The organism is Sporocytophaga myxococcoides (genome assembly GCF_000775915.1).
Taxonomy (GTDB): Bacteria; Bacteroidota; Bacteroidia; order Cytophagales; family Cytophagaceae; genus Sporocytophaga; species Sporocytophaga myxococcoides_A.
Genome location: NZ_BBLT01000005.1, coordinates 325,446 through 337,896 on the forward strand (window position 1 = coordinate 325,446; position 12,451 = coordinate 337,896).

Annotated in this window: 6 protein-coding genes; all 6 read left to right on the forward strand. The window is 36.3% G+C overall.

Features of this window, described 5'->3' with window-relative positions:
* The 6 genes from MYP_RS13935 to MYP_RS13960 all read left to right on the forward strand — a co-directional run bounded on the left by MYP_RS13935 (window position 1) and on the right by MYP_RS13960 (window position 12,289).
* Entirely contained in the window at window positions 1-1,266 is a 1,266-nt protein-coding gene (locus MYP_RS13935; RefSeq protein WP_045464452.1) for a hypothetical protein, read from the forward strand.
* A complete protein-coding gene (locus MYP_RS13940) occupies window positions 1,254-1,610 on the forward strand; it encodes a type IV pilus modification PilV family protein (protein ID WP_045464453.1) in 357 nt (118 codons plus the stop codon). The genes MYP_RS13935 and MYP_RS13940 overlap by 13 nt, the downstream gene beginning before the upstream one ends.
* Window positions 1,603-2,094, forward strand: a complete 492-nt coding sequence (locus tag MYP_RS13945; protein WP_045464455.1) for a hypothetical protein — start codon at window positions 1,603-1,605, stop codon at window positions 2,092-2,094. Before MYP_RS13940 ends, MYP_RS13945 begins: the two co-directional genes overlap by 8 nt.
* The gene (locus tag MYP_RS13950; RefSeq protein ID WP_052430205.1) at window positions 2,091-3,233 is read left to right on the forward strand and encodes a type II secretion system F family protein; all 1,143 of its coding nucleotides are present in this window, start codon (window positions 2,091-2,093) and stop codon (window positions 3,231-3,233) included. The genes MYP_RS13945 and MYP_RS13950 overlap by 4 nt, the downstream gene beginning before the upstream one ends.
* A gap of 83 nt (window positions 3,234-3,316) precedes the next feature.
* The gene (locus MYP_RS13955; RefSeq protein WP_052430206.1) at window positions 3,317-4,012 is read left to right on the forward strand and encodes a 3D domain-containing protein; all 696 of its coding nucleotides are present in this window, start codon (window positions 3,317-3,319) and stop codon (window positions 4,010-4,012) included.
* A gap of 558 nt (window positions 4,013-4,570) precedes the next feature.
* Complete coding sequence (locus MYP_RS13960) at window positions 4,571-12,289, forward strand: SpvB/TcaC N-terminal domain-containing protein (protein WP_052430207.1); 7,719 nt, start codon at window positions 4,571-4,573, stop codon at window positions 12,287-12,289.
* Window positions 12,290-12,451: the final 162 nt, after the last annotated feature.

Below are 12,451 nucleotides of genomic sequence, written 5' to 3' on the forward strand. Positions count from 1 at the left end.
ATGCTCCGTGCTAATGCGCTTTTTATAGTTCTGGTGATATCGCTGCTAATAGCTCTTATTAGCGGTTCTCTTATTTTAGTATCCTATCATTATACCTCAGGATATCATACAAATCTTTTATATAAGCGTTTGATAAGAAATACTCAATCAGGAATTAATTACCTGTTGGCCGATAATGGAGATATAGGCTTAAACGAGGAACGACTGCTTGATCTTTATGGTAAGGGAGAAGACTCTATTGCACTTAAAAGGATGAATTGGGGAATTTTTGATCTGGCTGCTGTGAGGGCTTTTTCAAATAAAAGGGAGATTTATAAAGTTGTAGAATTTGGCTATAAGCCTGATGGAGAAAGCAAATGTGCCATTTATTTAAGCAACTATTATCATCCATTGTATATAGGTGGTAAATCTATAGTTAAAGGAACATCTTATTTGCCAGATAGAGGAGCAAGAAGACCTTCTGAATCACAGTTTGTTTTTACAGGTACTCAACTTATCCAAGGAGAAGTAAAGAAAAGTGGCAATAAATTGCCGGATTTAAATAAAGAGATCAAAGATAGGGTTTTATCATTTTTGGATGGAAATTTTTCAGAGGATGAATTTGAGAAAAATCAAACAATTGAAACTGATACCTTGAAGCGTTCATTTATTGAGAAAACAATTTTATTAAGTCAAAAAGGAACGTTGTCAATAAAAAATGTATCTGGTAATGTGATAATAAAAAGCGATACGCTATTTAGAATTCCTAAAGATTGTTTTTTAAAAGATATCGTGATTATAGCAAGGGCTATTGAAATAGAAAGTGGCTTTAATGGATCACTTCAGATTTTTGGAGCCGATTCAATCATCTTAAATGAAAATGTTACGCTCAATTATCCTTCTGTCGTTGGTGTTTTTCAGAGAGACTTTAAGACTGCAAAGCCATTTATAAAAATTAAAAATAGGTGCCGTATAAATGGAATAGTGTTTTCTTCTCAATCGGGCTTAGATTTACAAAAGATGCCAGCACATAATAGTGAACAGACACTAATTATTCTTGAAAAAGAAGCTTATTTGCATGGTCAGTTGTATGCAGACGGGTTTGCAAATATTCAAGGAGTTGTCCATGGTGCAGTTTTATGTAATAAATTTTACCATAAGGGCTCTAATTCAGAAAATTATTTGATAGACGCGACAATTGATGCAACAAAGCTTTCTACCAACTTTATTGGTTCAAGTTTACTTACTTCCGAAAAGAAAAAACGCCTTATTAAATGGATGGAATAAGCTCGTTGAAGGTAAAAGCTTCAACACTTATTGAGGTTGTTGTTGCTATGGTAATTATGTTCATTACTTTTGGTATAGGAATGATGATTTATCATAATATTTTAAAATCGGGGATTAATCTTCAAAATTTAAAAGCTGATCTTCTTTCGTCTCAGATAGTTGAAGAAACAATAAAGGCAAGGTCTTATTTTGATGAAGAAATGGAGTTACAGGACCTTCTGGTGAAGAAAAGAATTAGCCCATATCAGAATAATTCTAGTTTATTGTTGATTGAAATACAAGTATTCTCAAAAGACGAAAAATTATTAGCTGAAACAAGTCAACTTATTTTGGCAGATGAGTAAACTCAAGGCATATACCATTATGGAAATGATTGTGACCATGCTTATAGCAGGTATTACCATAAGTATGTCCTATTCTTCCTACAAAATAATAAGTGGTCAGTTTGGGAAATATAAAGCAAATAGTCAACGAAATTACGACCTCATCTTGTTTGATAAACTGCTTTTGATGGATTTCGTAAATTCAGATCGGGTTATAAGGCAATCCAATGGAATGAGATGTGAATACGGTGATAAAATAACAGATTACATTTTTGAAAATATATATGTTATAAGAAAAAGTGAAATAATTGATACTTTTAAAGTTGTAATCTCTAATCCAAAGTATTATTTTCTAAGTGAGGAAAATTTTGTTCCTGATATATTAATTGACAAAGTGGAGTTCGATGGAATTATTGGGAATGACATACTTCCATTTATATATAAAAAGGAATATGGAGCTGATGTTCTTATTGAAAAGGAAAAAGAAGGGGAGCTAACTCAATGAATGGAATTGATTTAACCAAAATAAAAAAGACTAAAAGCAAAGATGCTGGAATTCCTCCCGTTCAAGGTATTCTGGATTTTCTCAATAAAGACTTGTCTTTCTTTGGGGCTAAGTTGAATGATAAGAAAAAGGAAGCTTTTTATCATGAGCTTGGAATTCTTTTGTCTGCAGGTGTTGATATCAAAACAACACTTGAGCTTATTAGTGTGGAGCAAGCTAAAGAGAAAGACAGGATTTTGTTCGAGAAAATTAAAGACTCTGTAATAGCTGGAAACACGCTTTCAGGAGCAATAAAAGATACGGGAATGTTTTCAGCTTATGAATTTTTTAGTTTGCAAATAGGAGAAGAAAGTGGCAAACTCCCGGTAGTATTAAAAGAACTTGGGGCTTACTATAATAAGAAGATGAAGCAAAGGCGCCAGATTGTAGGCGCTTTGACATATCCTTCTATAGTGCTCTTTACATCATTGGCTGCTGTATTTTTTATGATGAATTTTATAGTGCCTATGTTTGCAGATGTGTTCAAACGCTTTGGTGGTGATCTTCCTGCTATAACTAAAATGATCGTTGATGCATCCGGATTCTTTAGAAAGTATTTTTATCTTTTTTTTCTTTTCATCTTCTCCATAATTGTTTTTGTCTATTCTCAGCGCCAGGAAATATGGTTCAGGAAGTATGGCAGTAAGATATTATTGAGAATGCCTCTGGCCGGCGAAATCGTGAGAAAAGTGTATCTGGCCAGATTTTGTAATTCCATGACATTGCTGATAGGAGCAAAGATTCCTATTCTGAGGTCTATAAATCTTGTAAAACAGATGATTGGTTTTTATCCTTTGGAAGAATCATTAACTCAAATTGAAAAAGATATTCTTCATGGTATGTCTCTTAATAAAAGTATGTCTGCATTTTCTATCTATCCGAAAAGAATGACTTCATTGATAAAGGTCGGAGAAGAGGTGAATCAGCTTGATAATTTTTTCGAAAAGATAGCTTTTCAATACAATGAAGAGGTGGAACATCAGACTTCAATGATCAGTAGTATGATTGAACCTTTTATGATTATATTCCTGGGATTGATAGTTGGGTTTATTCTGATTGCTATGTATCTGCCGTTGTTTCAGTTAAGCACAAGTTTTTAATTAATGGCATTGTCTTCTTTTAAAAAACTTAACCTAAAACCTCTTCTTACTTAGGAGATCATCGATCATTCATTAAGTTTTATATGAGATCATATTTACTAATTACTTATTTCCTTTTTTCAACAATTATACTTTTGGGGCAATCAGATTCAGCAAAGATTAGTCTTTGGGCAACGTATTATTATGTACCAACTTTAGATCATAATGAAAGGGGGATTGATCTTCTAAACAAAAAAGAAGAGAAGACAGGATTTAAATTAGATTCATGTGATTGGTGCAATGCTGTTATTGAGGGTACCGTTTTTATTCAGAAGGAAAACAGAACATATGTATTAAACTATGCTGGCCGGTCAAAGGAAATACAATATGATTGCAGGCAATGTATCATATACAAGAACTATGAGAATTATTTGAATTCAGGAAAAGTACTGTGGGAATTAAGCAGTGGTTTCGGCAAGGGGTGTAAGAACTATAATTTAGTCCCGTTTACAACAATTGCAGTTGATACTGTCATAATCCCTATTGGTACTGTAATTTATATTCCAAAGGCTAAGGGCGCAAAGTATGCAGATTCTAAAGGGAAGTTAGTTGAACACAACGGATATTTTTTTGCAGGAGATGTTGGAAGTAAAATCGTTGGAAATCATATTGATGTCTTTCTGGGCTCTTCAAAAGAAAATCCTTTTGATTTTGTTAAGTCCAATCATGCAGGTAGCTTTGAAGCGTATTTTGTAAAAGATAAAAAAATAATTGATAAATATACAAGCCTGCATAAATAAACAGATAGAATGAATAGGGGAATTGTGTATTAATAATTTGAAAGCATTCCTGCTTCCCCATATTCAATCCCTCCCCACTATACAGGGATGGAGTGCGTTTTCAACACTTATGCCAACTGCACTCTACTCTCCAACATATATGTTTATTCCTTATTAATATTTTTTTTTCAAAAAAATAACCAGCTACAAAAACTGGATATTCTTAAATCATTTTCTCAATCTCTCACATTACAAATGCGAAGGCGCTTTATTCAATATGAAACTATAACAATCTAAATTTTCCCTCTATCACTGATTGCACCCTTTACAAAAGAGCGCTAGCTATTTTGACTACGGTTTTTGATAAGGTGATTTTTATAGACTTATGGGTTTTGTTTATTTATAACTAAAATCATTAAATCGAATTAGCCATTACTTATGCCATTCGCAAAATGAAATTATATCAACTTTTGTATGTAATTTTTTTGGTGATTTTTTTAAAAAAAAATGGGATCTTATTTCTTGTGTAAATTATTTTTTTTAATATAACAACTTATAAGCCAGTTTTAATCATTTGCTATGGACTCTAGAAAACCTATAGGTAAGGCTTCTGCTATGTCTGAAAATACATTGACAGATAGCTCTGGAATTTTAAATAGTTTTCGCGAAGGTAAAGCTAAAACGAAATCCAATGCCATTGAAATTCCATCAATATCCTTACCCAAAGGTGGCGGAGCTATAAAAGGAATAGATGAAAAATTCACGGTAAATGCTGTGAACGGAACTGCTTCTTTTTCTATCCCATTACCTTTTTCTCAAGCCAGAGGAGTTACACCATCTTTATCAGTTTCTTATAACTCTGGTTCAGACAATGGTATTTTTGGTTTAGGGTGGAATTTAAATTTAAGTTCTATCAAGCGTAAAACAGATAAGCTGCTTCCCCAGTATTTAGATTCAATTAACGGAAGTGCGGATAGTGATATTTTTCAATTTTCAGAAGCTGAAGATCTGGTTCCTGAGTTTAGTAAGGCTGATGATGGAACATTTTTAAAAGATGAAAAGGACGATTACATCATTTATGAGAAAAATTCTGAAGATGACCTATATGTCATACGATTCTTCAGACCCAGAATAGAAGGCCTCTTTGCCCGTATTGAACGATGGACTAAAAAAGATGGTAGTGATATAAAATGGAGGGTTATTACCAGTGACAACATAACAACATTGTTTGGCTGGTCAATAAATTCAAGGATAGCAGATCCTCAGGATGATAAGAAAATTTTTGAGTGGCTCCCAGAATTTACATTTGATGATAAAGGAAATTGTTGCAATTATATCTACAAATCTGAGGATCTGGAAGGAATTGATCTTAATTTAATTCATAATAAAAACAGGATCAAAAATAACTCAATCACCTATACCAATCTTTACATCGAAAAGGTCTTATATGGCAATATTACCCCATATAAAAACTTTGGAGATGCTTTTCCTTCCAATGAAGATTTTTTATTTAAAACAGTATTCGATTATGGCACTACCATTAACAATGAAAATCCTGAAACCTTTCATCCCTGGGACTTCCGCAATGATGCTTTCTCTGAATATAAATCAGGATTTGAAATTCGCACTACAAGGCTCTGTAAAAGGGTATTGTTATTTCATCATTTTAAAGGAGAAAATGAATATGATGGACTTGTTCGTTCGTTGAATTTTGAATATGATACTTCTACTGAACAGGACTTTACTTTTCTGAAATCGATCACTTCTATTGGTTATATCAAAAAAGCAGATGGAAGCTATTCCTCAAAAAAACTTCCTCCATTCGAATTTGAATACCAGAAACATGTCTGGAACAATGAAATAAAATCTATTCCGCCAGAAGCTCTGATGCATGCACCTTCCGGAATTGAAGAATCGCCATATCAATTCGTGGATTTGTTTAATGAAGGCCTTTCAGGAATACTTTCAGAACAGGAAACAGGTTGGTATTATAAGCACAATCTCGGAGATGGTAATTTCGAACCGGCTAAACTGGTTTCTCCAAAGCCTTCTTTTGCCGGGCTGGGCTCTCATCTTCAGTTAGCTGATCTGGATGCCGATGGAGGAAAGCAACTTGTAAGCTATATTAATGAACCTAAAGGTTATTTTGAGCTGAATGATGACAATGAATGGCAACTCTATCAAAACTTTAAAACATTACCAAATATAAATTTCAATGATCCTTTTACCCGGATGATTGACCTGAATGGTGACGGAAAGCCAGAACTGGTTATCAGTGAAGATAATGTATTTACCTGGTACGAATCAGAGGGTAGAAATGGATTTAAGGATGCCAGGAAAACCACTAAACCGTCTGATGAAGAGATTGGTCCCCACCTGATCTTTGCTGATCTGAAACAGATTATTTTCCTCGCAGATATGTCCGGGGACGGGCTTACTGATATCATTAGAATTCGTAACGGAGAGATCTGTTATTGGCCTAATCTGGGTTATGGGAAATTCGGAGCAAAGGTCGCCATGGATAATGCTCCTGTATTTGATCATGAAGATATTTTTAACCCTTCGTTCATTAAGCTTGCGGATATTGATGGTTCCGGAATTCCTGATATTATTTACCTAGGTAAAAATAAATTTTCCTGTTATAAAAACTTAAGTGGTAACAGTTTTTCCATTAAACCCTTTGAAATACCTTTTTTCCCTGAAATTCATAGCCTATCAAACTTTAATGTAACAGATTTCCTTGGAACTGGTGTGGCCTGTATTATATGGTCCAGCCCTCTTGCAAAAGATGCAACAACGCCATTAAAATATATAGATCTGATGAACAGTAAGAAACCTCATGTTATGGTTTCTTATAAGAACAATATGGGGAAGGAAGTTTCCCTTGAGTATTCACCCTCTACGAAATTTTATATTGAAGATAAACTTGCAGGAAAACCGTGGGTTACCAAACTACATTTTCCTGTTCATTGTGTTTCGAAAGCAACTTCAGAAGATAAAATTACAGGACATAAGTTCAGCTCAAACTATAAATATCATCATGGTTATTACGATCATTTTGAAAGAGAATTCAGAGGGTTTGGAATGGTGGAACAGACAGATGCAGAGACTTTTGAACATTGGGTGAAATCAGGTGCGACCAATATCACAGTGGCGGATTTACATCAGGAACCGGTGATAACGAAACAATGGTTTCATACCGGATCCTTTCTCCGCAAGGATAAAATACTTTCTCACTTCGAGCATGAGTATTGGTATGAGGAAATGGGGAGACAAGGATTTACTGCTGTAAATCATGAGAAGAAACTGGATGATGCATTTATAATTCCTTCAAAAGGAATTCCTCAATCTGTAATTGATAATCTAAGTTCTGAGGAATATCAAGAAGCCCTTCGTGCATGCAAGGGCATGCCCCTGCGTTCGGAGGTATTTGCCCATGATGCGATTAAATTCGGAAATACACCGAATGCAAGAAAGAAAGAATTAACTCCTTTTTCTGTTGATACTCATAATTGTGTGATTGAGCTTCTGCAACCAAAGGGAAAAAACAGATATGCTGTTTTCATTGTAAAAGAAAGTGAAGCAATTAATTATAGCTATGAAAGAAATACGGAAGATCCACGCATTGGGCATACTCTTAATATTAAGCTGGATGAATATGCGAATGTTCTTGAATCGGTATCAGTAGTATATCCGAGAAGAATTGAAAACATTTCTCTTCCTATAGAAATTCAGGATGCTCAGAATAAACTTGCTATCACCTTTACAAAAAATGAATTTACAAACGATGCTTTTGATAACAACGCCAATAGAATGCGCTTGCTCGCTGAGGTTAAAACTTATGAACTGAAAGGGGTAATCAAAACAGGTGACTATTATTCATTAAAGGATTTTCAAAATATTCTGGATGATGTTAATTCATCTCAGGCGCTATATCACGAACTCGACAAGCCATTAGATACTAACAAAGCACAGAGAAGGCTTATAGAGCATGTAAAAACACTTTTTTACAGAAATGATCTGACAGGACCTTTGTCTCTGAAAACTTTGGAAACGAAGGCTATTGGTTTTGAAAGTTACCAGCTGGCTTATACTCCCCAGCTGTTGAACGATATTTTTGGAGCTAAAGTAAATGATGCATTAATAGAACTTGAAGGGAAGTTTAGGCACAGTATTGATGAATTGGGTAATCCAGATTCTGATTGGTGGGTTCGTTCCGGGACCACGCAGTTTATAGAAGGAACAGAAACTTTAACCGATGCTCAGAATCGTTTCTATGTTCCTCTTTCTTATACTGATCCATTTGGCTCCAAAACCAAAGTCAAGTATTATAGAAGTTACTTCTTGTTTCTGGAAGAAACGGAAGATGTCCTTGGAAATAAAACCAAAGTATCTGAATTCAATTTCCGAACGCTTTCGCTGAATAGAATGATGGATATCAATGGAAATCTATCAGAAGTTCTAACAGACGAACTTGGATTAGTAAAAGCAATGGCAATAATGGGCAAGGGAAGCCAGGCTGATGATTTATCGAACTTAAAAGAAGAGACAGATGTAACTGAAAACGCAGCGGTATTTAGCTTCTTTAATCTTCCGGAAACACCACATGGTGTTACTGATTCAATAACTCTGATCAATATCGGAAGACAATTGCTTCAAAATGCCACTGCACGTTTTGTTTATGATTTTGATGCTTATAAAAATACAGGTAAACCAGTAGTCGTAGCATCCATTCTCCGTGAAACACATTTCAGAAATGAGGACGGTGATCTAAATCCAGAGACAAGGCTTCAGATAAGTTTTGAATATTCTTCGGGGGCCGGTCAGGTGACAATGAAAAAGGTGCAAGCTGAGCCTGGTCTTGCAAAAAGAGTTCGTGTTCAATTGAATAATTCTGTTCTTGTAGAGGAGGTAGATACCGGCACCTTATTGAGGTGGATTGGCAATGGTAAAACCATTGTTAATAATAAAGGTAACGTTGTAAAGCAATACGAACCTTATTTCTCTGTCAGTAATAATTACGAAGACTATAAAGAACTGGTTCAAACGGGAGTTAGTTCTTTAATGTTTTATGATGCTATTGGACGACTTATCCGGACAGACATGCCAGACGGTACTTTCTTTTCTGTAACCTTTGATAGCTGGAAACAGGTAATGTTTGATGCCAATGATAATGTGCTGGAGAGTGATTGGTACAAAAGGAGGACAAACAATACTCGAGCGGATTTTATCACAGATATAAAGGAGCAGGAGGCTGCAGCAAAAACCTCTTTACATGCTGATACTCCAGGTCAAATGCATTTAGATACTTTATCAAGACCGGTTCTCTCTATTGCCCATAATAAAAATACGATCACGAATACAGATGAATATTACAATACTTTTGCTGAGCTTGATGTAGAAGGGAATCTCCGTTCAGTCAAAGATGCCCGTGGAAATGTAGTCATGGCTTACAAATATGACATGCTTGGGAATCTGGTGTATCAATCTGGAATGGATAACGGTCAACGGTGGTTGCTAACCAATGTTATTGGAAATCCATTACGTACTTGGGATGAAAGATTCCATGAGTTTCAGTATTTCTATGATGAAGCTCATCGGCCGACCCATAGCAAAGTACTCGGTGGTGACGGTACACCACTGAATCATATCTTCGATAGAATTATTTATGGAGAAAGTTTGCTAACGAGTATAAGAACAGATTCCAATAGATTCAATGAAGGGGCTTTACAAAAGGATAATGTACTTGGACAAGTAATTAAGCATTATGATACAGGAGGATTAATCGATACTCCTTTATTTGATTTTAAAGGACAACCTAAGTCTACCAGCAGAAGAATTTTTATAAAATATAAGGAAACCGCTAATTGGATTGATGCTAATCTGAGTATTGATCTAGAAAGTGATACTTATACTTTCATTACCCAAACAGATGCATTAGGAAGGATTGTTCATCAAACAACTCCAGATGGGAGTGTAATTACTCCACTTTATAACGAAGCCGGTTTGTTGGATAGCGAAGCCGTTTTGCACCCGGGAGCGATTTTGGCAAAATCTTATATAAAGACTATTAATTATAATGAAAAGGGACAAAGAGAACGGATCATTTATGGTAATGATGTAATTACTCATTTCACTTATGACAAAGACACTTTACGACTAAAAAGGCTGGTAAGCAGGAGGCAAAACAATGGCCTCCTTCAGGATCTTCAGTATACCTTCGATGCTACCGGGAATATAACCCATATACATGATAACGCTATTCCCACTGTATTTTTTGACAACATGCAGATTAATGCGGTTAGTGAATATACCTATGATGCTTTTTATCGTCTGGTGGAAGCAAGTGGCAGAGAGAACAATGCAGCATTGAATTTCAGTATCTGTGATAATTGGAATGATAAGCCATTTCTGCATAATATGAATCTTGGTAATCCCATGGCAGTGCGACATTACACTCAACGTTATCAATATGATGCTGTCGGAAATATTGTGGAAATGAAACATCTTGCTACAGGAGGTAACTGGACAAGAGGCTATGAATATGAAACCTCCAACAACAGGCTTAAGCGTACCTTCATTGGTGACAATGGCAATCCGATTGACTACACTAATTACGCTCATCATGCCAAACATGGTTATTTAGAGAAATTACCACATCTGGAAAAGATAGGATGGAACTTTAAAGAAGAGGTAGTGCTGACCTCCCGTCAGCATTGTACAGGGGACAATATTCCTGTCATTACATATTACCAATATGATGGAAGCGGGCAACGTATCCGTAAGATAACCGAAAACCAGGCTAATTCTGGAGTATCAACTAGCAAGAAAGAGGAACGCATTTACATTGGTGGCTATGAGATCTACAAGAAACATAGTGGAGCTCAAGCAGGGCTTGAAAGAGTGTCTTTGAGCCTAATGGATGGGGATCATCGTTTCGTAATGATAGAAACACGAAATGATGTAGATGATGGTACAGAAAAGCAATTGGTACGATATCAGTTGCACAATCACCTTGGTTCTTCATCATTGGAATTGGATAATTCGGCTCAGGTAATTTCCTATGAAGAATATCATCCTTACGGAACTACAGCTTATCAGGCCAATAATGCAACTATAAAATCTACTGCGAAAAGATACCGCTATACAGGTATGGAGCGGGATGAAGAGACTGGGCTGGAATATCATAGTGCAAGGTATTATTTGCCGTGGTTGGGGAGGTGGCTGAGTTGTGATCCGATAGGGGTAAAGGGGGGGATAAATTTGTTCACTTATTGCAATAACAACCCAATAATTAGAACCGACGCTAAAGGAACGGAGTGGGAGCTAACCTGGAAATTTTGGCAATGGGAACCCATAAATTTTACCAAGGAAGAAATAGTCCCAACCGCAAAAGTCTTTTCAGGCAATGTTGTCGGAACTGTCCACGCCATCTTTGGCTATGATACTGATAGAGAACTCGATCCCGATCAGGCCGCGGGTTATGAATGGGCACAGGACACTTTTCGTTGGCAAAGATTCAAACCAGTGCAGAAACTTCGTGATAAAATTATAAATAGTCCAACCGCATCCAAAATTGTGGCCAATGTTCTCGGATTCATGAGCGCCTTCGTGCCTTTTGCTCCTAGCGGTGATGATCTTCCGGAATCGATGCAGTATGATTACAAAAGGATGAGCTTTGCAGCTAGTAGCACTGCTATGTTAATGGGGCTCGCTAAACCTTCAAAGGGCCAAAACTTTAGTCCTCCTCCGTCCCCAGCCCTTGTAACAGACACAGGAGCATTGGTCACGACAGTTTCTTCTTCCAGTGTAACCACGGGGATGGGGCCCTTTGCAATGGCGATGGCAGCAAGCAAAGATGCCTCCAGTAAAGGTTCTGCCCAATCCCCCCAAAAAACTTCAAAAAAAGTAACTCACAAAGGAGTAGCAACCGACATTCTAAAAGCAAATAAAGAAAACAGATCAAATCAAACAATTCTTACTGCAAAGATCAAGCTTAAAAACGGACAGGAAATAAAAGTTGCAATACCCAATACTCCATTCAATGGAGAGACTCCCTGGAGAGCAGGTCAAAGGGAAGCTGCCCTAAAAGCAGGCTATACTCCACTTGAAACAACTAAAAACAGTGTGCCAGGGATGCATGCAGAAGAGAATTTAGGCGCCTACATTAAGGAGCAGGGAGGAGGATTAGTTTTAGAGTGGGCTATTGCCAGGGGCGATAATGGAACAAGCTTCATTTGCAAATCTGCAACTTGTAGAGTCATGACCGCTGAATGGGGACCACAAGAGTTTAAGTAATTGAACCAGCCATAGCTCTTTGGTTTTCTTTGTTTTGCATTCGTGCTGTATAGCTTTAACCTTGTGTTAGATATGTAAAGATAAAATGCTTATTGAGTTAAGTACATTCACACGAGAGGTTGCGAAATGTTTTTGGAATGATCAGTTTTTGTAGCTGGTTAT

Bases quoted from the DNA above. Each gene is read 5' to 3' on its own strand.
- MYP_RS13950 (WP_052430205.1), top strand. From the start codon at position 2,091: ATGAATGGAATTGATTTAACCAAAATAAAAAAGACTAAAAGCAAAGAT.
- MYP_RS13955 (WP_052430206.1), top strand. From the start codon at position 3,317: ATGAGATCATATTTACTAATTACTTATTTCCTTTTTTCAACAATTATA.
- MYP_RS13940 (WP_045464453.1), top strand. From the start codon at position 1,254: ATGGATGGAATAAGCTCGTTGAAGGTAAAAGCTTCAACACTTATTGAG.
- MYP_RS13935 (WP_045464452.1), top strand. From the start codon at position 1: ATGCTCCGTGCTAATGCGCTTTTTATAGTTCTGGTGATATCGCTGCTA.
- MYP_RS13960 (WP_052430207.1), top strand. From the start codon at position 4,571: ATGGACTCTAGAAAACCTATAGGTAAGGCTTCTGCTATGTCTGAAAAT.
- MYP_RS13945 (WP_045464455.1), top strand. From the start codon at position 1,603: ATGAGTAAACTCAAGGCATATACCATTATGGAAATGATTGTGACCATG.